The organism is Mycobacterium sp. NPDC051804 (genome assembly GCF_044452905.1).
Classification (GTDB): domain Bacteria; phylum Actinomycetota; class Actinomycetes; order Mycobacteriales; family Mycobacteriaceae; genus Mycobacterium.
Map to the genome: position 1 here is coordinate 25,047 of NZ_JBITCD010000009.1, position 26,834 is coordinate 51,880.

Annotated in this window: 1 protein-coding gene; it reads right to left on the reverse strand. The window is 64.5% G+C overall.

Annotated features, from left to right (window positions below):
• Nucleotides 1-38: 38 nt before the first annotated feature.
• Nucleotides 39-26,834, reverse strand: coding sequence for a non-ribosomal peptide synthase/polyketide synthase (locus tag ACIA48_RS30045; RefSeq protein WP_396739949.1), 26,796 nt, complete (start codon nucleotides 26,832-26,834; stop codon nucleotides 39-41).

The window sequence follows — 26,834 nt, forward strand, 5'->3', positions numbered from 1 at the left end:
GTGTATCGCTGGCATACTGCGAGCGTTGGGATATGCAATTACGTGACCGCGAAGCCGTTTGGAGTTTTCGAGGAACTTCCAATTTGCCCTGCATACACGTGGAGATGTTCAGGCATCATCATCTCATCGTGCTTGCAGTCCACCAAGTACGCGGTTATGTCGCCAGCAATGTAGGGTCGCCATTCCTGCAAGATGAGGGAATCATTCTCATGTTCACTTCGCGCGACGAACAAGGTCATGTCGCCATCGAAAATATCGGGCTCATGGTCCGCAAGGAAGCGCCGATTGAGATGGTGGTTGCGCACCAGAAATTCGAACAACGGCCTGGGAGGGAGAGCCGCCTCGACGACGCTTCCCTCTCGAATTAGCTGTTCTGCCTGCCGATACGTACTGAGTTCTAGCTGTTCTGGAATGCTCGTAGCGCCTGACCTCATGAATTCGTTGAGTACATAAGTTTCGACTTCACCTATGTCTGGAATTCGCTGTCGGCCGTCGCTGAATACCGGGTCCAATAGTACGAGCTGATCGACTACACATCCGCGTCGATTCAGCTCGATCGCGAGCTCATGCGCTATGAAGCCTCCGAACGACCAGCCCAACAGCTTGTAGGGACCGCCAGGATAAGCGGCGTGAAGCCTATCGGCATAGATCCTCGCCATGTCACGAATCGACTCGAGTTCAGCTTCATCACCGCCTCGGATCTGATTGATTCCAATAATCGGGCAATCGAGATAGTCGCCCAATGTCCGATACGCGTAGCTGAGCCCGTTACCTTCGTGAATACAGAACAGCGGAACTCCCGTGCCCTCCTTGAGAATCTCGACTGGCACCACCTCCACCGCGCTGTCATCTTCGCTCAACGCTTTGCTCAGACTTCTCACGGAGGGCGCCCTCAACAGGGTGCGGACTGCAAGATCGGTATTCAATGTCTTGTTGATCTCAGCGATCAGCCGCACCGCCAACAGAGAATCTCCACCCAGATAGAAGAACGAATCCTCGACGCCAACCCGTTCCAAGCCGAGTAGCTGGGCGTAGATGCCGGCCAGGATCTCCTCGGTCAGATTGGCAGGAGCGCGGTATCGTTCGCCATCCGTGTAGTCCGGGGCCGGCAGGGCACGGGTGTCCAGCTTGCCGTTGACCGTCAACGGCAGCGCATCCAGCGCCACCACCGCGGTCGGCACCATGTAGCTCGGCAACAGTTCGGCCAGCGCTGGGCGGATTCCGGCGGGGTCGGCGTTACCGGTGACATAGCCGACCAGTCGCCTGTCGCCGGGGCGGTCCTCGCGGGCGACCACTACGGCCTGATCCACCCCGTCAAGTGAGTTGAGCACCGCCCCGATCTCGCCCAGCTCGATGCGATACCCGCGGACCTTGACCTGCTCGTCAGAACGGCCGACATACCGCAGCTGCCCATCCTCACCCCAGGACACCAGATCTCCGGTGCGATACATACGTTTTCCGGAAGCACCTGACGGGCACGCTACAAACCGCGACGCTGTCAACCCCGCTCGCTGCCAATATCCAACCGCGAGCCCGGCGCCGGCCACGTACAACTCACCGACCATCCCGACAGGTACCGGACGCAACCACCCATCCAGGACGAACAACGCCGCACCCGCCGCCGGCGCACCAAGCGGCACCGCCCCCGACCGCGATGCGAGCGGCGCGCTGATAGCCGCATACACCGAGGACTCTGTCGGACCATAGGCATTGATCATCACCCGCCCTGGCGCGCACCGATCGACTAGCTCAGCCGGACAAGCCTCACCCCCGACGACCAACGTCACTGACCCCAACCTCTCAGGCGAGAGCATCCCCGCCGCCGAAGGCGTCTGGGTGAGCACGGTGACCTGCTCGCTAATCACCAAGTCGTGCAAGTCTTCTGGCGATCGGACCACTTTATCGGGCACCACCACCAGCCGCCCACCACTCAGCAGTGCACCAAAGATCTCCCACATGGAGAAATCGAAGCCGTAGGAGTGGCACTGGGTCCACACCTGGCGCCCAGCCAGGACCGCCGGTGATGACTCCGCCAAGTACGCCACGTTGCAGTGGGTGACGGCCACGCCTTTGGGAACCCCGGTGGTACCCGAGGTGTAGATCAGATACGCGATATCGTCCGGGGACGGTAGCGGCAGCGCGGTGGCGGGCTGCCTGCCAATGGCGGCGTCGTCGATATCTACGACGAAGAGTTCGTCAGACCCAGCAAGCCGCTGGACCAGGCCTTCGGTGGTCAGCACGGCCATCGGGGCGGCATCGATGAGCATGAACTCGATCCGGGCGTCCGGGTGCGCGGGATCGATCGGCACATACGCCGCGCCCGTCTTGAGCACCGCCAGCATCGCGATGATCGCCTCAGCGCTGCGCTCCACCACCAGCGCCACCCGCTCACCCCGACCCGCGCCGTGAGCAATCAACAAGTGCGCCAACCGATTCGACGCCTCATCCAGCTCGCGATACGTCACCGAGTCGCCACCACAACTCACCGCCACCGCCTCCGGAGCCCGGGCGACCTGAGCGTCGAGAAGCGCCGGAATCGACACCGCTGCGGGCGCGGGCATGGTCACTGCCGCGCGGTTGCCGACCTCCTCGAGGCAGGTCCGCTCGCCATGATCGAGCAGATCGATCGACGACAGCGGTCGTAACGGATCGGCGGTCATGGTCACCACCACCCGCTCGAAGCGCTCAATGAGCGCCTCGATGCCGGCCGCGTCGAACACCTCGGTGTCGTATTCGACCCGAACGTTCAGTCCGCGTCCGGGCGCGGCCGCGAGCGTCAGCGGGTAGTGGTTGTACTCGCGACTGCGGAACTCGGTGACTGCCAAGTCGCCGTCTCCGGACACTTCGGCGGTGTTGATGGGGTAGTTCTCGTAGACGAACATGGTGTCAAATAGTTGGTCGTGACCGGTGATTCGGTGAATCTCGCTCAACGGCAGGTGCTGATGCTCCAACGTGGCGTCGTAGGCCACGTGCAGCCGCTCGAGAAGCTCAGCGATTGTGGTTGCCGCGGTCAGCTTCGCGCGCACCGGCACCGTGTTGATCAACAAGCCCACCATTGACTCCGCACCGGCTAGCTCGGCCGGGCGCCCGGAGACCGCGGTACCGAATACGACATCCTGCTGGCCGGTCAGCAAGCTCAGCACCTGCGCGAACGCGGCCTGGAGCACTGTGTTGACAGTGCTGTGGCGCGCCCGCGCCAACTCGGTCAAAGCGCAGGTGGTCTCTTCAGGGAGTCGATATGACGCAACGCCTCGCCGGCCTAGACCTACCCGGCCTGGTGGAGAAACGAGGGTAGGTGCGTCGAACCCGTCTAACACTTGGCCCCAAGCCGTTCGGGCAGCATCTCTGTCCTGGGCGGCTAGCCAGCTCACAAACCGGCGATACGAAGTGACCGGGCGCAGGGGCTGGCGGTAATAGCCGGCGAAGATTTCGCTCAGCAGGACCGGCAGTGACCAGCCATCCATCACGATGTGGTGATTTGTGAGCACCAACCGGTGCCGTTCTGATCCGGTGCGGATCAGCGCGACCCGCAAGGGCGGCTGCCCAGTTAGGTCTCCCACGGCGGCGCGTTCGTCCGCGCACAGCCGCTGAATCTGCTCGTCCGCATCGCCGGCACCGTCGTCGCTCAAATCAACGTAGTGCCAAGGTAATTCGGGCTCAGCCTCGATCACCTGCACCGGCTCGTCGAATCGGTCGCAGAATCGAGCGACCAGGTTCGGGTGCCGCTTGACCATGCTGCGTACTGCCTCGCGCAGCCGCAGCGGCTCGAGTGCACCGGCGAGGGTGATCTCCAGCTGTACCGCATACACGTCCTCGCCGTGGTCTTGTGTGGCGCCGGCGTGAAACAGCAGCCCCTGCTGCAGCGGCGTCAACGGCAACACATCCGCGATGCGGTGCTTCTGCTCGAGCTCGTCGAGCTGAAGTTGACTCAACCGGGCGGGAAGAATATCCGAGGGCGTCAATCCGCCCCCGCCGGCGCGCACCAGCGCAGCGATCCCGCCCAGGGCGTCAAACCACAACCGGCTCAACCGATCCACCTGCGCGTGATCGAGCGCCGATTGCGCCCAGGTCCAATTGGCCTGCAACTGTGGGCCGGTGTCGGTGTCAGCGGTGGCGGCGTTGAGTTCCACGGTGTGCATCAACGGCATCGGAATCGCCGCGGACGCACGTGTGAGCGCCAACCCCTCCGGCGAGATGCGCCACAACTCCTCAGAGACTTCGGCCGCCGCCGCGCCCAGCCGGCCAAGATAGTTGAAACCGATCACCGGATCCGACCCGGCGAGCTCAACGTCAGGGTTCAGGTAACGCAACATGCCGTAGGTCAGACCGTCGGGGTGGGCGCGCAGTTGCTCTTTAGCGTTTTTGATGACCCCGCCCAACATCGGATCACCGGCGATCACCTGTGCCCAGTTCAGTCCCCCGACGCTCAAGGCGACCGGGTACTTGGTGGTGAACCAGCCCACCGTGCGCGACAGGTCCACCCCGGCACCGAGTTCCTCGTCGCGGCCGTGACCCTCCACATCAATACCGACTCGCGCTGGATTTCCAAGGAACTCGGTGACTGCCAACCCGAATGCGATCAACAGAATGTCGTGGATGCCGGCATGAAACGCTGCCGGAACCTGTCCCAGCAGCATGCGTGTCGTGTCAGTGTCCAGCTGCGCCGCAAGGTTTCCGGCGGTGGCGAACGTATCTGCGGGTTGCACCGCAGGCAGTGCGGCTGGCGTGGCGGCCACTTGTCGCCACGCGTCAACCTGGCCAACAACTTCAGGGGCGTGCGCATGCTCGGCGAGCAAGGCCGACCACCGGACGAACGACGTCCCTGCCGCGGGCAGGTTGATCGGCTGCCCACTACGATGCTGGACCCACGCGATATTCAAGTCTTCCAACAGGATCCGCCACGACACCCCATCCACCGCCAAATGGTGAACGATCAACGCCAAATGACCCGTCGCCCTGGCCCACAGTGCGGCCAGCATCGCCCCGGCGGCCGGGTTCAACTGCGACCGCGCCGCTACGACGACTTCGTCATCGAGTGCTTCCGTGGTGTACACGCAGTCGGCGGCCTGCACCGAACCACTCTCGGACACCGTCAGCGCCCAGCCCGCGGCCTCGCCGTCGTCGACGTGTAGCCGCAACATGGCATGGCGATCCAACAGTGCCTGCACCAGCACCACGACGTCGCCCTGGTTGGCGCCTGGCGGGGCCTGCACCACCATGGTCTGGTTGAACTCATCGACCGGACCGTCCACGTTGGCCAGCCAGGCCATGATCGGGGTGATCACCACTGGGCCTGCACCCTCGTCGATCACGTCGGTCGCGGCGTCGAACACCTCGACCACCCGGGCCAGTTGGGCCACGGTCCGCTCGGTGAACACATCACGGGGGCGACACAACAAACCGGCCGCGCGGGCCCGGGCCACCACCTGCATCGACAAAATGCTGTCCCCGCCCAACCCGAAGAACGAGTCGTCCACCCCGACCCGCCCCAACCCGAGAACTTGGGCGTAGATGCCGGCCAGAATCTCCTCGACCGCACTGTCCGGCGCGCGGTAGCGGTCCACGTTCTGGTATTCCGGTGCCGGCAGGGCCCGTTGGTCCAGCTTGCCGTTGACCGTCAGCGGCAGCGCGTCGAGCACCACGACCGCGGCGGGCACCATATAGCCGGGTAACCGTCTGCCCAACTGCGCCCGCAGAGTGGCCGGATCCGCGGTGCCGGTGACGTAGCCGACCAGCCTGGTGTCACCAGGGCGGTCCTCACGCATGATCACCGCCGCCTGATCCACCCCCGCGCAATCGGCCAGAGCGGTTTGGACCTCGCCCAACTCGATGCGGTACCCGCGGATCTTGACCTGATCATCACCACGTCCCAGATATCGCAACTGCCCATCAGGGCCCCACGTCACCAAATCCCCGGTGCGATACATCCGTTGTCCAGGCGCCCCGTACGGACACGGAACAAACCGCGACCCCGTCAACGACGAACGCCGCCAGTAGCCCACGCCCACCCCGGTGCCGGCCACATACAACTCCCCAACCACCCCCGGCGGTGTCGGACGCAACCAGGAATCGAGGACGAACAACCCCGCCCCGGGCGCCGGCGCACCAATCGGCACCACTCCCGCGCACGGACTCAGCGGCGCGCTGATCGCCGCGTACACCGTCGCCTCGGTCGGACCGTAGGCGTTGATCATGGTGCGACCCGATGCCCACCGCTCCACCAACTCCGTCGGGCACGCCTCCCCGGCCACCACCAACGCCGCGGACTCCAACCCCACCGGCGACAGCATCGCCGCTGCCGACGGCGTCAAGCTCACCACATCCACCCGTTCGGCAATCAACAAGGCGCGCAACTCGTCTGGTGTCCGGGCCGCCTCGTCGGGCACGACGACCAACCGGCCCCCCGACAGCAACGCCGCCAAGATCTCCCACACCGACACATCGAAGGCCAACGAGTGCCACTGCGACCACACCTGTCCGGCGAGTCGCGGGTTGTCGTCCAACGAGTCGAGCAGCCCAACGACGTTGGAGTGGGTGACCGCCACCCCCTTCGGGGTTCCGGTGGTCCCCGAGGTGTAGATCAGATAGGCGACATCTTCAGGCGCCGGGCCCACCGGCGTTGCAGTAACCGGCTGTGCGTCGATGCCGGGGTCACCGATATCGATCACCCGCAGCTCCTCATGGCCGGCCAGCCGCTCAGCGAGTGCGGCAGTGGTGAGCGCGGCCACCGGGGCGGCATCAGCAACCATGAACCCGACCCGCGCATCCGGATGCCCCGGGTCGATCGGCACATAGGCCGCCCCGCACTTGAGCACCCCTAGCACCGCGATGACCGCACGCGCCGAGCGTTCGGTCAGCAGCGCCACCCGCTGCCCCGGACCCGCACCGTAGCCAACCAGAAGGTGCGCCAACCGATTCGATGCCTCATCAACCTCGCGGTACGTCATCGAGCTGCCCTGCCAAGTCAGCGCTACCGCATCCGGCGTGCGAGCCACCTGCTCCGCGAACAACACCGGAACCGACACCCCCGCTGGTGCCGTCGCGCTCAACACCGCCCGGTGACCCACCTCATCCAGGCGCGCATAATCGGCGGCATCGAGCACATCGATCGACGACACCCGCCGCGCCGGATCAGCAGTCAACCCCACCAACACCCGACCCAACCGATCGATCAACACCCTGATACTGGCCGCATCGAACACATCAGTGCGGAACTCCACCGCTCCACAGATTCCTGCGGACTCACCGGCCTCGCTGAAACGCTCACCCAAGGAGAACGTGACATCCATCCGCGCGGTACGCGTGTCGACCGGCAACGGTGTGACGCGCAGACCGTCCAGATCGAGCTCATCGACGGGATCGTTGTTCTGCCAGGCCAACATCACCTGCACCAACGGGTGATGACTCAATGACCGGGTCGGATTGAGCCGCTCCACCAACACCTCAAACGGCACATCCTGATGCTCAAACGCGGCCAGGCTACGCGCCCGCACCTGACCTATCAACTCAGCCACGGTGGGGTCACCGGCCACCTCGACCCGCAACACCAACGTGTTGACAAAGAACCCCACCAACTCGTCCAAAGCGGGGTCGCGCCGCCCCGCGATCGGAAAACCCACCGCCACATCAGAAGTCGCGCCCAGCTTGGCCAACAACACCGCCAAAGCGGCCTGCACCACCATGAAGCTGGTCGCATTGTGCTCGCGAGCCGCCCGCGCGATCTGCAGCTGCAGCTGTGCCGGCCAATCCACCGCCACCGTGGCCCCGCAATAATCAGCCACCGCCGGATACGGCCGATCGGTCGGCAGCGCCAACCGCTCAGGTAACCACGCCAACGCCTGCTCCCAGAACGCCATCTGGGAACCGATACGACTGTGGGCATCATTCAAATCGCCGAGCTGCGCGCGCTGCCACAGCGTGTAATCGGCGTACTGCACCGGCAACGGTGCCCACCCTGGCGCCTGACCCGCGCACCGCGCGGCATACGCCACTCCCAGATCAGCCACCAGCGGTCGGATCGACCAACCATCAGCAGCGATGTGGTGCACCACCGCCACCAATACATGCTGCTCGTCGCTGATGCGGAAAAGCTTTGACCGCAACGGAATCTCGGTGGCCAATTCAAACGGCGCACCCACCAACGTGTCGATCTCCTCGCGAAGCCGATCGTCGGTCCAGCCGCCCGCATCAACGACTTCCCAACCGAAGCAGGCACGTTCGGCTGGTACGACTGCCTGCTGGGGAATCCCGTCGGGTGCGGCGAATAGGGTGCGCAGACTTTCGTGCCGGATTACGACGTCGGCCCACGCCGCCCCCCACGCCGCCGCATCCAGGCGCCCGTCGAGCTGCAAAGCCACGGCCATGTTGTACACCGCAGACGGGCCCTGCAACTGATCGATGAACCACAACCGATGCTGCCCAAACGACAACGGCACCACCGCCGGCCGCTCGACCGCCACCAGCGGCGCCATCCCACCGCCACCGGCATCGATATGTCGCGCCAACCCGGCCACCGTGGGTGCCTCGAACAAGGTGCGCACTCCAAGACGGGCATCCAGACCCTTGTTGACTGCAGCGACGACCCGCATCGCCGACAGCGAATCCCCACCGAGATCGAAGAACGAGTCGTCGACCCCGACCCGCTCCACTCCCAACACCTGCGCGTAGATGCCGACCAAGACTTCCTCAACCGCATTGGCGGGGGCTCGATACCGGTCGGCGTCGGCATATTCCGGTGCCGGTAGCGCATTGGTGTCGAGCTTGCCGTTGACGGTCAGCGGCAACGTGTCCAACGCCACGACAGCGGCCGGCACCATATAGGCGGGCAACCGCTCACTAAGCGCTCGGCGGATCGTGGCCGGGTCGGCCGTGCCAGTGATGTAGCCGACCACGCGCTTGTCGCCGGGGCGGTCTTCACGCGTGATCACCACCGCCTGCTCCACGCCGACGCAACCAGCCAGCGCGGCTTGGACTTCACCCAACTCGATGCGATACCCGCGGATCTTGACCTGCTCATCCGCCCGACCCAGATACCGCAGCTGCCCATCAGCACCCCAGGACACCAGATCCCCGGTGCGATACATCCGCTGTTCGGGCGCCCCGAATGGACACGCCACAAACCGCGACCCCGTCAACCCGGCCCGGCCCATATAGCCGACGCCCACCCCGGCACCAGCCACATACAACTCCCCGACCACCCCGATCGGCACCGGACGCAGCCGCCCATCGAGCACCAGCAGTGCCGCCCCTGCGACCGGCGAACCGATCGGCGCCACCCCCGACCCCGCCACGAGCGGCGCGCTCATCGCCGCATACACCGTCGCCTCGGTCGGACCGTAAGCGTTGATCATCACCCGCCCCGACGCCCACCGATCCACCAACCCGGCGGGGCAGGTCTCACCACCGAGCAACAACGTCACCGAGTCCAAACCCTTTGAAGGCAAGGCCGCCGCCGCCGAGGGGGTCTGGGTGAGCACGCTGACACTTTCAGCGACCAGCAAGGCGTGAAGGTCCTCCGGTGAGGCGGCCACTCCTTCGGGCACCACCACCAGCCGCCCACCGTGCAGCAGCGCGCCCCAGATCTCCCACACGGAAAAGTCGAATGCATACGAGTGACACTGCGTCCACACCTGCCGCGGCGGCAGGATGGGGTGCACACCGAACATCTGGGTCACGTTGCGGTGAGTGATCCCAACACCTTTGGGGACACCGGTGGTGCCTGAGGTGTAGATCACGTAGGCGATATCGTCTGGCGACGGCCCCGGCTGCGCGGCGCTGGACTGGGTCTCAATGGTTGGGTCGTTGACGTCGATGACGAATACGTCGTGCCGGTCCAGCCGCGCGCACAAGTCTGAGGTGGTAATCGCCGCGATCGGCGACGCATCGGCCAGCATGAATCCGATCCGTATATCCGGGTGGGCCGGGTCGATCGGCACGTACGTCGCGCCCGTCTTCAGCACCCCCAGCATGGCCACGATCGCTTCAGCGCACCGTGAAAACAGCAGCGCCACAGACTGTCCCGGACCTGCCCCGATCCCCGTCAGCAGATGCGCCCACCGATTCGATGCCTCATCGAGTTCCCGGTAGGTCACCGAGCGGCCCCCGCACCTGATCGCCACCATCTCCGGGGTGCGGGCAGCTTGGGCGGAAAACAGCACGGGTATCGACACGGACGTAGGTGCCGGCGCAGTCATCACCGCCTGATTGCCCCAGTCTTGCAGCCGGGCGTACTCATGCACGTCATGCAGATCGATCGACGACAGCCGCCGGCCAGCGTCCGCGGTCATCGCCACCACCACGCGCTCTAACCGCTCAACCAGCGCCTCGATGCTGGTCTCATCGAACACGTCGGTGCGGAACTCCACTTCTCCACCGATACCGGCCGGCCCGCCAGCCCCGTTGAAACGTTCGGTCAGCGAAAGCGCTAAATCCATACGGGCAGTTCGGGTGTCGACCGGGAGCGGTGTGATCTCCACATTACCCAAGGACATCCCGGCAGAGGCGGTGTCCTTCTGCCCGGCGAAGTTCTCCCAGGCCAGTATCACCTGAACCAACGGGTGATGAGACAGGGATCTGGTCGGGTTGAGCCGCTCCACCAATACCTCGAACGGCACATCCTGATGTTCGAGAGCGGTCAGGGTACGCTCACGCACCTGACCCATCAGTTCGCTGACCGTCGAATCCCCGGACAGCTCGACGCGCAACACCAGTGTGTTGACGAAGGACCCCACCGGCGCATTCAACGCCGGGTCACTACGCCCGGCGATCGGAAATCCCACTGCCACATCAGAACCGGCGCTGAGCTTGGCCAACAGCACCGCCAGCGCGGCCTGCACCACCATGAAACTCGTCGCGTTGTGCTCACGAGCCAACCACACCACCTGCTGGTGCAACTCTGCGGGCCACTCGACGGCGACCGTTGCTCCGCGGTAATCCGCCATGGCCGGATATGGCCGATCGCTGGGCAAAATCAGCCGCTCGGGCAGCCCCGCCAGGGTGTGCTCCCAAAACTCCAGTTGTGTTCCGATCCGGCTGTGGGGATCGTCGAGATCACCCAATTGCTCCCGCTGCCACAACGTGTAATCGATGTACTGCACCGGCAGCGGCGTCCATTCGGGAGCCCGTCCCGTACATCGGGCGGAATAGGCGGTTCCCAAATCGACCACCAGCGGAGTAATCGACCAACCATCGGCAGCAATGTGGTGCACCACCGCCACCAATACATGCTCATCGTCGTTGATACGGAACAGCTTTGCCCGCATGGGGATCTGGGTGGACAGATCAAACGGGCGACGTGCCGCGGTGTCGACAGCCTCCTGAAGACGGGAGACCGTCCAGCCGTTGGCATCAACAATGTCCCAGCCGAAGTCGGCACGCTCGACAGGCGCCACCAGCTGCTGGGGAATTCCTTCGCGTGCCACAAAAAGCGTTCGCAGGCTTTCGTGGCGGCCCACCACATCAACTAGCGCCGTGCCCAACGCCGCAACATTCAGATGTCCGCTCAACCGCAGCGCCACCGCCATGTTGTAAACCGCAGAGGGACCCTGCAACTGATCGAGGAACCATAGCCGGCTTTGGGCAAACGACAACGGCACCACCGCCGGTCGGTCCATCGCCACGAGCGGCTCCAGCCCACCCGAATTGGCTCCAACTCGAAACACCAACTGCGCGACAGTCGGTGCTTCGAAGACATCGCGCACCCCGAGACCGGCACCCAGAACCCTGTTGATTGCGGCGACCAGACGCATCGCCAGCAGCGAGTCCCCGCCCATATCGAAGAACGAGTCATCGACCCCGACCCGCTCCAACCCGAGGACCTCGGCATATGAACCTGCGAGGACCTCCTCGATGGCGCTAGCCGGGCCGCGATACCCGGCACCGTCGGTGTAGTCCGGCGCCGGCAACGCACGTTTGTCGAGCTTGCCGTTGACGGTCAACGGCAACGCGTCGATCGCCACCACCGCGGCCGGCACCATATAGTTCGGGAGTCGATCCGCCAGTTTCGCGCGCGTGACGGCCGGATCGGCCGTTCCGGTGATGTAACCGACCAGGCGTCGGCCGCCGGTGCGGTCCTCGCGGACCATCACCGCCGCGCGCTCGACCCCATCACAACCCACCAACGTTGATTCGATCTCACCGAGTTCGATGCGGTGCCCGCGAATCTTGACCTGCTCGTCGACGCGACCCAGATAAAACAGTTGGCCATCGACGCCCCAGCGCACCAGGTCCCCGGTGCGATACATCCGTGACCCGGGCGCTCCGTATGGACAGGCGACAAACCGCGACCCACTCAACCCCGGCCGACGCCAATATCCAACGCCCACACCGGTACCGGCCACATACAACTCACCGACCACACCGATGGGTGCGGAACGCAGCCAGTTGTCCAGGACGAAAAACGCCGCCCCCGGCAACGGCGCACCGATCGGCACCACTCCCGAGCCCGCCGTCAATGGCTTACTCAACGCCACCCACATCGTCGTCTCGGTCGGGCCGTACTCGTTGATCATCACCCGATCCGGCGCCCACCGATCCACCAGCTCAGCCGGGCACACTTCCCCGCCCACCAACAGCGTCACCGCATCCAAACCCTCTGGCGACAGCATCGCTGCGGCCGACGGGGTCTGACACAGGATGTCGACGTGTTCATCAATCAGCAGAGAGTGGAACGCCTCCGGCGTCGCCGCCATCGCTTCGGGCACCACCGCAAGCTGACTCCCGTGCAGCAAGGCACCGAAGATCTCCCAACCCGAGATATCAAAGCTGTAGGAGTGCCACTGCGCCCAGACTCGTTCCGGCACAGTCAAACCCGCATCCATCGTTTGGATCATCTGGGTGACGTTGTGGTGCGTAATGGCCACGCCCTTCGGGGTTCCGGTGGTGCCCGAGGTGTAGATCAGGTAGGCGATATCGTCGGGCTCCGGGCTCGGCAGAGGGGCGCTGGGTTGACTGTCTACCAACGAGTCGGCGATATCGACGACCAACAGATCCTGCCCGACAAGTCGTGACTGCAGGGCTGTGGTGGTCAGTGCCGCGATCGGTGCGGCGTCGGCGAACACGAATTCGATTCGCGCGTCGGGGTGTGCCGGATCGATCGGCACATAGGCCGCCCCGGTCTTCAGAACACCGACGATCGCAATGATGGCTTCAGCGGAACGCTCCGCCAACACCGCCACTCGTTCACCGGGGCCCGCACCATGGGTAACCATCAAGTGCGCCAACCGATTCGCGGCCTCGTCCACTTCGCTGTAACTCCACGATCGGTGTCCGGCACTGATCGCCACCGCTTCCGGGGCACGCGCCACCTGCGTGGCGAACATCGCGGGGATGGACCGCCTCGGCGGCGTCGGGCGGGTGAGCGCCAGCCGATTGCCGACCTCATGGAGACGCGTGTGCTCAACCTCGGCGAGCACATCAATCGATGACAGCCGCCGGTAGGGGTCCGCGGTCATGGCGGCCAATACCTTGTGCAGCCTTTCGACCAACCTTCCGATGCCGTCCACATCGAACACCTCGGTGTCGTACTCAACGCGAAGGCTCAGTTCGCGGCCAGGCGCGGCCGCCACCGTCAGCGGGTAATGGTTGTACTCGCGGTGAGTGATCTCGGTGATGGCCAAGTCGTGCTCGCCGGACAATGCAGCGGTGTCGATCGGATAGTTCTCGTAAATGAACAGGGTGTCGAATAACTGGTCGTGGCCAGTGAGCCGGTGAACCTCGCTCAGCGCCAGATGCTGATGCTCCAGCGTGTTGTGGTGGTCGGCCTGCAAATGCTCGAGCAACCCGACGGTGGTCGTGGCCGTTGCCAGGGTCGCGCGTACCGGGACCGTATTGATCAGCAAGCCGACCATCGACTCCGCACCGGCCAACTCGGCCGGGCGTCCAGAAACTGCGGTGCCGAACACCACATCTTGCTGGCCGGTCAACGAGCACAACAGTTGCGCGAACGCAGCCTGCAGCACCGTATTCAGTGTGGTGCGGTGCGTCCGGGCCAGCCCGACCAGCGTCCCGGTGTGCTCCTCGGAGAACCTGTACGACGTCGTTCCCCGTCGCCCCCGGCCGAGCCGGTCGGGTGAACCCACCAGCGTGGGTGTGTCGAACCGGGCCAAGACCTCGCCCCAGGCAGTCCGAGCGGCATTTAGGTCCCGCTGAGCCAGCCAGCTGACAAAGCTACGGTATTCACCGGCAGGAGGCAGCGGCTGGCGATAATAGCCGGCGATGATCTCCCGCAACAGGATTGGCGTCGACCAGCCATCCATCACGATGTGGTGGTTGGTCAAAACGAACCTGTGCAGCTCAGGGCCAGTGCGGATCAACGCCGCCCGGAAGGACGGCTGGTCAGCCAGATCTCCGATCGCGGCACGTTCGACGGCGCACACCTGTCCGATCTGTTCGTCGACATCGGCGCTAGCGCTCAGGTCCACGAAGTGCCAAGGCAATTGAGGCTCGACTTCGATGACCTGCACTGGCTCGACGAACTCTGCGCAGAACCGAGCCGCCAGATGCGGATGCCGCTTGACCACCATGTGAACTGCATCGCGCAGCCGCAGCGGCTCCAGTGGTCCGGCGACGGTCATCTGAAGCTGTACCGCATAGACATCGTCGTCGTGCGCGGTGCCAGCGTGAAACAGCAGCCCCTGCTGCAGCGGCGTCAAGGGCAACACATCTGAGACTTCGTATTGCCGGCACAGATCGTCGAGTTGCTGTTGACCCAACCGGGTCGGCAGGAAATCGCTGGGTGTCGACCCGCCTCCGCCGTATCGCACCAGCACGCAGATCCCGCCCAGTGCCTCAAACCACAACCGGCTCAACCGATCTACCTGAGCATGATTCAGCGCCGATTGCGCCCACATCCAATTCGCCTGCAGCCGTGGGCCGTCCTCGGTGTCGGCGGTGGCCGCGTTGAGCTCTAAAGTGTGCGCCAACGGCATAGGGATCGCCGCGGCCGCACCGACCCGCGCCGAACCCTCAGCGCTGAGCCGCCACCATTCGTCGGAAACATCGCGCGCCGATGCGCCCAACCTGCCCAGATAGTTGAACCCGATGACCGGATCGGCCCCGTCCAACTCGACCTCAGAACTGAGATAACGCAGCAAGCCGTAGGTCAGACCGTCTGGCAGGGCGCGCAGCTGTTCCTTCGCATTCTTGATGGCGGTGCCCAACTCCGGTGCACCGGCGGTAACCTGCGCCCATTCCAACCGACCGACACTGAGCGCCACCGGGTACTTAGTGGTGAACCAGCCCACTGTGCGCGATAGGTCCACTCCGTCGCCGATGTCCTCACACCGGCCGTGGCCCTCCACATCAATACCGATCGGCACCGGGTTGTCGAGAAACTCCGCGCACGCCAATCCAAATGCGATCAACAGAATGTCCTGCACGCCTGCGTGAAACGCCGTAGGCACCTCCGCGAGCAGCATCCGAGTGGTCTCGGTGTCCATTTGCACTGACAGCTGCCCAGCACTCGCATAGGTGTCCACCGCCGGTTGGACCGCCGGTAGTACGGCCGGGACTGCCGCCACCTGTCGCCACGTCTCGGCCCGGGCGACGACTCCCGGCGTGCGGGCATATTCGGCCAGCAGTGTTGACCACCGAGCAAACGACGTTCCACCCGCCGGAAGTTCAATTGGCTGCCCGTTGCGATGCTGGGCCCAAGCGATGTTGAGATCCTCCAACAGGATTCGCCACGACACGCCATCAACCGCGAGATGGTGAACGACCAAGACCAGCTGTCCGGAGGGGGCTACCCACGCTGCGGCCAGCATCGTCCCGGCGGCCGGGTTCAACCGCGACCGCGCCGCCACTAGGACCTCGTCATGGAGCGCGTCGACGGTGTGCACGCAGTCACACGCCTTCACCGACCCCACCTCGGGCACATGCAGCGACCATCCCCCGGCGTTATCGTCTTCGACACGCAGGCGCAACATGGCATGCCGATCCACCAAGGCCTGCAAGACCACCACCACATCGGCCTCGCTGATTCCAGCCGGGGCCTGGACCACCATGGTCTGGTTGAACTGATCGGTTGGCCCATGCAGGCTGTGCAGCCAGCCCATGATCGGGGTGGCCACCACCGTGCCGAGGTCTTGATCGATGACGTCGGTCGGGCCGTCAGACACCTCGACCACCCGGGCCAGTCGGGCCACGGTCTGTTCGACGAACACATCGCGCGGGCGACACACCAGACCCGCCGCCCGCGCCCGCGAAGCCACCTGCATCGACAAGATACTGTCCCCACCCAGTTCGAAGAACGAGTCTTCGACCCCGACTCGTTCCACCCCGAGGACATGGGCGAAGATGCCGGCCAGGATCTTTTGGACCGCGCTTTCGGGCGGGCGATAACGATTGGTGTGGGTGTATTCCGGAGCCGGAAGCGCACGAGTGTCGAGTTTGGTGTTCGGAGTCAGCGGCAACGCGTCGATCACCATCACTGCGACCGGCACCATGTAGCTGGGCAGCCGCTCGCCGAGCTGCGCGCGGAGGGATGCCGGGTCGGCGGTGCCGGTGACATAACCCACGAGGCGTTTGTCACCGGGGCGGTCCTCACGGGCGATCACGACCGCCTGCTCCACCCCCTCGCAGCCTGCCAACGCGGCCTGCACCTCACCCAACTCGATGCGGTAGCCGCGGAGCTTGACCTGCTCATCAGCCCGGCCCAGATAGCGCAGCTGCCCGTCCGCACCCCAGGACGCCAGATCCCCGGTGCGATACATCCTTTGTCCTGGCGCTCCCGCTCCAACGAACGGGCAAGCGACAAACCGTGACCCGGTCAAACCAGCCCTGTGCCAATACCCGACGCCCACACCGGTTCCCGCCACATACAGCTCGCCCACCATACCGGCAGGCACCGGACGCAACCAGATGTCTAGCACAGCAAAAGCCAAGTGCGCCAACGGCATCCCGATCGGAGAAAACCTGTTCTCGGCATCGGCGGCGACGATCTCACGCACCGAGGCATGCACCGTCGTCTCGGTGATGCCATACATATTCAGCAGCCGCGGCAACCCCGGATGTCGATCCCACCAAGCGGCAAGACGTTGCGGTTCCAGCGCTTCACCGCCGAACACCACCGTCTCCAACATGAGGTGGTCAGCCTCGGCGGCGGCCTCATCAGCGGCCTGCAGGGCATAAAACGCCGACGGCGTCTGACTCAACACACTGATCTGCTCGGCGACCAACAGCGCGTGCAACTCCTCCGGAGAGCGCACCACCGCATCGGGCACCACCACCAACCGGCCCCCAGAAAGCAGCGCACCGAAAATCTCCCACACCGAGAAATCGAACGCCAACGAATGACACTGCGACCAAACCCGTTCAGGCGCCACCTCGGCTTTTAACACCTCTAGCAACCGGGTCACGTTGCGATGCGCCACCGCAACGCCTTTGGGGGTTCCGGTGGTGCCCGAAGTGTAGATCAAATACGCGATATCGTCGGGCGCCGGACCGGGCAGCGCGGTGCCGGGGTAGGTGTCGATGACGGGGTCGTTGATATCGACGACCGACAGGTCTTGTCCGGCCAGTCGCGGTCGCAGCTCGGTTGTACTGATCACGTTCGTCGTGTCGGCGTCGACGAGGACGAACTCGATCCGCGCATCGGGGTGTGCCGGGTCGATCGGCACATAGGCCGCCCCCGTCTTCAGGACGCCCAACATCGCGATGATGGCCTCGGTTGAGCGTTCCACTAGCAGCGCCACCCGCTCACCGGGGCATACTCCGCGAGCAACCAGCATGTGCGCCAACCGATTCGACGCGTCGTCGAGGTCCCGGTAAGTGATCGAGTGGCCCTCGTAAGTGATTGCCACCGCATCGGGAGTGAGGACGACTTGCGCGGCGAACAGTGTCGTTATCGACGCCGAGATCGGAGCCGATGTCGTCAATACGGCGTGGTTGCCGACCTCTTCGAAGCGCGTGCGCTCGCTATCGTCGAGCAAATCGATCGCCGACAGTGGCCGTGATACATCGGCAGTGATCGCGTCCAGCGATCGCTCGAAGCGACTGAGCAGCGCCTGGACGCTCGCGCAGTCGAATACCTCGGTGTCGTATTCAACGCGAAGGCTCAGTTCGGTTCCCGGTGCGGCCGCCACTGTCAGCGGATAGTGGTTGTGCTCGCGGGTGTAAAACTCAGTGATTGCCAACTCGTGCTCACCCGACAAGGCGGCGATGTCGACCGGATAGTTCTCGTAGACGAACAGTGTGTCGAACAACTGGTCGTGCCCCGTGAGGCGGTGGATCTCCGGAAGCGCCAAGTGCTGGTGTTCCAGCGTGCGATGGTGGGCGGCCTGCAGCTGTTCGAGCAAGTCGGCAGTAGTGGTGGTCGGTGTCAGCGTCGCACGCACCGGCACGGTGTTGATCAACAACCCCACCATCGACTCCGCACCCACCAACTCGGCAGGCCTACCAGAGACAGCCGTGCCGAACACCACATCCTGCTGGCCGGTCAGCGAGCTCAGCAGCTGCGCCCAGCCCGCCTGCAACACCGTGTTGACGGTGGTCTGACGCGAGCGGGCAAAATCGGTCAGCGCTTTCGTAGTCTGCGCGCAGAGTTGTTGGGCGGCAACGCCTCTGGGGCCCAGCGCCGTCCGACCCGGCGGCGCCACCAGGGCGGGGGCGTCGACTCCGGCCAACACCTCACCCCATGCCGCGCGAGCGGCACCTGCGTCGCGCTGTGCCAACCAGCTGACAAACCTTCGATAGGGTACGGCCGGCAACAGGGGCTTGCGGTAATAGCCGGCGATGATTTCGCCCAGCAGGATCGGCATCGACCAGCCGTCCATCACGATGTGGTGGACGGTCAGCACGAACCGGTGCTGATCAGATCCGATGCGTATCAACGCCGCTCGGAAGGGTGACTGGTCCGCCAGACCGGCCACTGCCGCGCACTCAGCGGCGCAGACATGCTGCAGCTTCTGCTCGAAATCGGCTGCCCTTGAGTCTATTTCGTGCCAGAGCAGTGCGGGATCAGCCTCGATGATTTGTACCGGCTCGTCGAACCGGTCGCTGAACCGCGCGGCCAGATTGGGGTGGCGCCTGAGCACGGTGTGCACTGCATCCCGCAGCCGCTGCGGGTCCAGCGGTCCAACGATGGTGACCTGCAGCTGCAGTGCGTACATGTCGTCGTTGTGGCCTTGTTCGGTGCCGGCGTGGAAGAGCAGCCCCTGCTGCAGCGGCGTCAACGGCAACACATCAGCGACGGGGTACTGCTGCTGAAGCTCGTCGAGTTGCTGCTGGCTCAGCCGGGCCGGGGCAATGTCAGAGGGTGTCAGCCCGCCGCCACCGGCACGTACCACCGCGCAGATCCCATCCAGTGCCTCAAACCACAATTGACTCAACCGATTGACTTGCGTGCGATCGAGTGCAGATTGCGCCCACATCCAATTCGCCTGCAGCCGAGGGCCAATGTCGGTATCGGCGGTGGCGGCGTTGAGCTCCACCGTGTGGGTGAGCGGCATCGAAATCGCCGTTGCCGGGCCGGCCAGTTCCACGCCATTCGGACCGAGCCGCCACAGCTCATCGGAAACCTCGGCCGCGCCTGCGCCCAGCCGGCCCAGATAGTTGAATCCGATCACAGGGTCGGCGTTCTCAAGCTCTGCATCGATGTTCAGATAGCGCAGCACCCCGTAACTCAAGCCGTCGGGCAACGAGTGGAGATGTTCTTTGGCGCTCTTGACGAGCGCTCCCAGCGCGGGCTCACCAGCGGCGACCTGCGTCCAGTCCAGCCCGCCGACAGTCAACACCACCGGGTACTTGGTGGTGAACCAGCCGACGGTGCGAGTTAGGTCCACTTCGGCGGCCAGCTCCTCGTGGCGGCCGTGGCCCTCCACATCGATACCCACCTGCGCACCGCCAGCGCCGAGAAACTCGGTGACCGCCAACCCGAACGCGATCAACAAAATGTCGTGGACACCGGTGTGAAACGCCGCCGGTACCTCACCGAGAAGCATCCGAGTCGTCTCGACATCCAACTGCGCCGACAAGTGCCCCGCCGTGGCGAAGGTGTCCGCCACCGGCTGCACGGCCGGCAATAGCGCAGGGGTGGCGATCACCTGCCGCCATGCCTCGACCTGGCCAATTGCTTCGGGCGCGTAGGCATACTCCGCTAGTAGCGTCGACCACCGAGCAAACGACGTTCCGCCAGAGGGCAGTGCGATCGGCTGTCCGCTGCGATGCTGGGCCCAGGCAATGTTCAGATCCTCCAACAGGATTCGCCACGACACACCGTCGACAGCAAGATGATGAATGACCACCGACAATTGACCGGTGACACCGGCCCACACCGCCGCCAGCATCACCCCGGCAGCCGGGTTCAGCCGCGACCGCGCCGCCACCACCGCCTCGTCGTCGAGTTTCTCCACGGTGCGTACGCAGTCGGCGGCCTGCACCGAGCCGGCGTCGGGCACGTCCAACGCCCACCCACCGGCGCCGTCGGCGGCGACGCACAGCCGGAGCATGGCGTGCCGATCCAGCAACGCCTGCAACAGCATCACGACGTCGACCTCGCTCACCCCGGCCGGGGCTTGCACGACGACGGTCTGGTTGTACTGCTCGATCGGGCCGTCTACGCCCTGCAACCAGCGCATGATCGGGGTAGCCACTACCGCCCCAATGCCTTGGTCGAACGGGCGATCGGTGCTGTCGACCACCTCGACGATCCGGGCCAGCCGCGCCACGCTCTGTTCGACGAAGATGTCGGGCGGTCGACACCTCAACCCGGCCGCCCGCGCGCGCGACACCACCTGCAAGGACAAAATGCTGTCCCCGCCGAGTTCGAAGAACGACTCGTCGACCCCGACCCGCTGCAACCCGAGGACTTGGGCGTAGATGTCGGCCAAGACCTCCTCGACCGCGTTCGCCGGGGCGCGGTACCGGTCCACATCCTGATATTCCGGTGCCGGCAAGGCGCGCTTGTCCAGCTTGCCGTTCACGCTCAACGGCAGCGCATCGAGCAGCACCACCGCGGCGGGCACCATGTAGGTAGGCAGTTGCTCCATCAACATCGCGCGCGCCACGGCCGGGTCGGCGGTGCCCGTCACGTAGCCAATGAGGCGCTTGGCGCCAGGGCGGTCTTCACGGGCGATCACCACCGCCTGATCCACTCCATCCAAACGGCTCAAGGCGGCTTGGATTTCGCCCAACTCGATACGGTAACCGCGGACCTTGATCTGATCATCAACCCGGCCTACATACCGCAGCTGCCCATCAGAGCCCCAGCGCACCACATCCCCGGTGCGATACATCCTTTGTCCTGGCGTTCCCAACGGGCAGGCCACAAACCGTGACCCGGTCAACCCGCCGCGCCGCCAATACCCCCCGCTCACACCCCGACCGGCGACATACAACTCGCCCGCCACGCCGACCGGCACCGGCCGCAGCCACCGGTCCAACACAAAGAACGCTGCCCCCGAAACCGGAACACCGATCGGCGGCACCCCCGAGCCGGCCGCCAACGGAGTACTGATCGCCACATCCACCGTGGTCTCAGTCGGGCCGTACACGTTGACCATCACCCGACCCGGCGCCCACCGATCGACCACCTCAGCGGGACACGGCTCCGCACCCACTACCAGCGCCACCGACTCCAACTCCTCATGGGACAGAATCCCGGCGGCCGAAGCGGTCTGGCTCAACACACTGACCTGTTCGCGAACAAGCAACGCGTGCAGGTCTTCTGGGGAACGCCCCACGTCTTCGGGCACCACCACCAAGCGGCCGCCACCCAACAGCGCGCCGAAAATCTCCTGCACGGAGGCGTCAAACGCCAACGAATGCCACTGCGACCACACCCCGGCCGCCGGCAACGGCGCATGCAAGGACTCCATCAACGCCGTCACATTGCCGTGGGTGACCGCTACGCTCTTCGGCATACCGGTGGTACCTGAGGTGTAAATGAGGTAGGCGATGTCTGCGGCCGCTGGCATTGGAAGCGCGGCGGTGGGTTGGGCGTCAAGGGTGGGGTCACCGATATCGACGACCAGCAGCCCTTGCCCGGCCAGCCTTGGGCGCAGCTCGGCGGTGGTGATCGCGGCGATCGGCGCGGCATCGTCGAGCACGAATTTGGTTCGCGCCGGAGGATGCCCCACATCGATCGGCACATACGCAGCTCCCGATTTGAGCACGCCCAGCATGGCCACCACCGCAGCATCCGTACGCGGTACCAGCAGGGCCACCCGTTCACCTGATCCCACTCCATAGCTAATCAACAAGTGCGCCAATTGATTTGACGCCTCGTCAAGCTCGCGATACGTCATCGAGCGGCCGTCGAAGCTCAAGGCCAGCGCTTGCGGGGCATGGGCTACCTGCGTGGCGAACACCTCGGGGATCGACACCCCGCTCGCCGGCTGGCTCAACACCGCGTGATTGCCCCACCCGTGCAAGGCAAGGTGCTCAGCATCGTCGAGAACATCGACCGACGACAGCCGCCGTGATGGATCGTCGGTCAACACGGCCAATACCCGCTCAAAGCGCTCGATCAGCGTCTCGATGCTGGCGGCATCGAACACATCGGTGCGATACTCGACCGATCCGCCGATCCCGGCGAACTCACCGGCCTCGGTCCAGCGTTCGGTTAGGAAGAACGTCAAATCCATTCTGGCAGTCCGGGTATCGACTGGTAACCGAGTGACCTCCACATCAGCTAGGACTAGACCGGCGGGATCGTCGTTCTGCCATGCCAGTGTCACCTGCACCAAGGGGTGGTGAGTCAAAGACCGCGTCGGGTTGAGCCGCTCCACCAGCACCTCGAACGGCGCATCCTGGTGCTCGAACGCAGCCAAGCTGCGGGCGCGCACCTGCCCCATTAATTCGTCGACGGTGGGATCACCAGCCAGGTCGACCCGCAGTACCAAAGCGTTGACGAAAAAGCCCACCAATTCGTCGAGGGCGGGGTCGCGACGTCCGGCGACCGGAAAGGCAACCGCCACATCGTCACTGCCGCTGAGCTTCGACAACAACACCGCAAGAGCGGCCTGGACCACCATGAAACTGGTCGCGTTATGCCGGCGGGCCATCCGCGCTACCTGGTGGTGCATCCGCGCGGACAAGTTGACTTCGATGCTGGCCCCACGGTTCTCGGCTACCGGCGGATACGGCCGATCGGTGGGCAGATCCAGCCGTTCAGGCAGCCCGGCCAGAGCGCGCTCCCAATAGGCCAGCTGTATCCCGATACGACTATCGGGATCATCGACATCACCGAGCTGCTCAGCCTGCCACAACGTGTAATCGACGTACTGCACCGGCAACGGCGCCCATTGGGTTGGCTGGCCAGCGCGTCGCGCGGCATAGGCGATGGCTAAGTCGCGTACCAGCGGGGTGATCGACCAACCATCAGCAGCGATGTGGTGCACCACCGCGACCAACACATTCTCCATATCACTGACACGGAAAAGCTTCGCCCGCAACGGAATCCGGGCGGCCAGATCGAACGGCTCACGCACTGTGGTGTCAATGGCCACACCTAGTCGGCCCTCTGGCCAACTAGCGGCGTCAACGACATCCCATCCGAAGTCGGCCCGCTTGCTCGATATGACCACCTGATGGGGGATCCCGTCCTCCACGGCGAACAAAGTGCGAAGGCTTTCATGACGGGCCACCACATCGCCCAGTGCCGCCTCCAACGCCTCGGCGTCGAGACGCCCGCTCAGCCGCAACGCTACCGCCATGTTGTAAACCGCCGACGGGCCCTGCAACTGGTCGATGACCCACAACCGGTTCTGGGCGAACGACAACGGCACCAGAGCTGGTCGCTCGATCGCCACCAACGGTGCCAACCCGCCACCATCAGTACCGATGCGGGGCGCCAGCTCGGCTACCGACGGCGCCTCGAACACGGCGCGCACCGAAAGATGGCTATTCAGACTGGCGTTGACCGCGGCGACCAAGCGCATAACTGACAGCGAATCCCCACCCAATTCGAAGAACGAGTCATCAGCCCCGACCCGCTCCACCCCCAACACGTGGGCGAAAATGCCGGCCAAAATCTCCTCAATAGCACTGGCCGGCTTACGAGACTGCTCAGCGGCGATGTAGTCCGGGGCCGGAAGAGCGCGGATGTCGAGTTTGCCGTTCACCGTCAACGGCAACGCATCCAGCACCACCACCGCGGTCGGCACCATGTAGCCCGGCAGCCGCTCAGCAAGCGCGGGACGCAAACCGGCCGGGTCCGCGGTTCCGGTGATATAGCCGACCAGTCGCTTGAATCCGGGGCGGTCCTCACGGGCGATCACGACTGCCTGCTCCACGCCATCGAGTGCATTCAGTGCAGTTTGGATCTCACCCAACTCGATGCGATACCCGCGGATCTTGACCTGCTCATCGACACGACCCACATAGCGCAACTGCCCGTCGGCACCCCACCACACCAGATCCCCTGTGCGATACATCCGTTGGCCGGGCTGCCCGAACGGACACGCCACAAACCGTGATCCAGTCAAGCCGGTGCGACGCACATAGCCGACGCTCACCCCGGCGCCAGCGACGTACAGTTCCCCGATTACGCCGGCCGGCACCGCACGCAACCAGTCGTTCAGGACGAACAACGCAACACGGGGCACCGGAGCACCGATCGGCACCACATCCGATCCCGCCGTCAACCGCGCACTGATCGCCGCATACACCGTGGTCTCGGTCGGGCCGTAGCCGTTGATCATCACCCGACCCGGTGCCCATCGATCCACCACCTCGACCGGGCAGGCCTCGCCGGCCACCATCAACGCCGTCGATTCCAGACCCTGCGCCAGCAACATCCCCAGCGCTGAGGGTGTCTGGCTCAACACGCTGACCTGCTCGTCGATCAGCAAGGCGCGCAACATCTCCGGAGAGGCGGCAACTGATTCGGGTACCACCACCAGCCGGCCCCCACGCAACAGCGCTCCGTAGATCTCCCACACCGAGAAGTCGAAGGCATATGAATGGCACTGCGACCACACCTCGCCGGGTATCAGCTCGGCGCTCGGCGCCGCGAGCAGCTGGGTCACGTTGCGATGCGCAACCGCCACCCCCTTGGGCACACCAGTGGTCCCCGAGGTGTAGATCAGGTAGGCGATGTCGTCGGGAGACGGCACCGGCAACGCCGCAATGGATTCAGCTACGATGCGCGGATCGTCGACATCGATGACCAACACCTCACAGCCATCCAACCGATCAACCAACCCCGCAGTCGTCAACGCGGCCACGGGCGCGGCGTCATCGATCATGAATCGGATCCGCGACTCCGGGTGCGCCGGATCGATCGGCAGATACGCCGCCCCCGATTTGAGCACCCCCAACATCGCCACAATTGCCTCAGCGCAACGCGAAAACAGCAGTGCCACAAATCGACCCGGACCCGCGCCCAATCCAGCCAACAGATGCGCCACCCGATTCGACGCCGCATCCAGCTCGGCATAGGTCATGAAACGGCCCTGGCAGCTCAGGGACACGGCCTGCGGGTTTCGGGCCACCTGCGCAGCGAACACCGCCGGAACCGACACAGCGGTGGCTGCCTGACGGGTCAACACCGCCCGATTTCCCCAGGCCTCCAAGCCCGCGCGCTCGCTGCCGTCGAGTAGCTCGATTGATGACAGTCGCCGAGCCGGATCAGCAGTCATTGCCATCAACAGCCGCCCCAACCGGCCCGCCAGGTCAGAGACGTCGAAACGCGACCATGGCTGCCCTACACCCACCGTGCTAAGGAAAAGGTCGTTGCCGGCGGTGGAGAAGAAAAGTCCAAATCCGTCGACCACGGCGCCGTTGGTCAAAGACGCGGATGCTTCGGCACCGCCGAATGGCATCGCAAACCGAGCCGGAAGGAAATTGACCGTCACCCTGGCGGCTGATTGCTCGAAGCCGTTCAGGCGCGTTCTCCGTTCAAGGGTATGCACCGGAAAGCGCTGATGCCGCAAGGCTTCTCGAATTTGGGTGTCCACATGTCTGCTGAATCCGACAACGTGGGTATCTGGCGACACTCTTAGCACCAGCGGAACCGTTCCAGCCATCATCCCGGGAAGAGTCTTCGACTCCGGACGCACTCGTCGGCTGACCGGGAAATCCAGGACGACCTGCGAGCCCGCAGCACACCACCCCCGTACCAGCAGCGCACATGCCGCTGTGATGACCGAAGACCGGGGCACGTTTTCTACACGGCAAAATTCGTCTACGCGGTCAAGGATGACCGAATCGAGTGCGACCGATTCCGACTGCAGATATGAGCCGTGCTCGTGCGCGCCGTCGGCCAACCGAAAAGGCGGTTCGCTTTCCGCCGGAAGGTTCTGAGTCCAGTAAGCGCGATCATTTCCGAAATCGACGGACTCTTCGTATGCCGCTTCGCAGTCAACCAACTCCTGCAACGAGCCGAGAAAGCCGGCAGGGACCGGTGAACCGGAAACAATCGCCGAATAGACGGTCGCCACGCGCTGCGCAATGAGCGCAATGCCCGATCCGTCGACGACGATGTGGTGGCAGCAAGTGAACAGATAGAACTCGTCGGGCCGCACCTGAAACAGCGCGAACTTGAACAGCGGGCCGGATAGCGGCATCGGCGTGCGTTGAATCGCCGCTGCGACCGCACGGACTTCCTGCACCGGATCGCTGGTACCACTCAGGTCGTGGAACGCCAGCTCGATATCCGGGTGTTGGATGACCCGTTGCACGACCTGGCCATCCACCTCGGAAATGGCGGCCCGGATGGGTTCGGCCTCGGTTACCGCTCGCCGGATCGCCCACTCCAGGGCGTCCCGTTGTAGCCCGCCGTCAATTCTGACGAACAGGCCAAGCTGCCACTCCGTACCGAGTTGGCCCGTTTCCTGCGCAAGCCATATGTCGAGTTGGCCGCGCGTCAGCGGAAGCGCCTGGTTGTCCAACTCCAT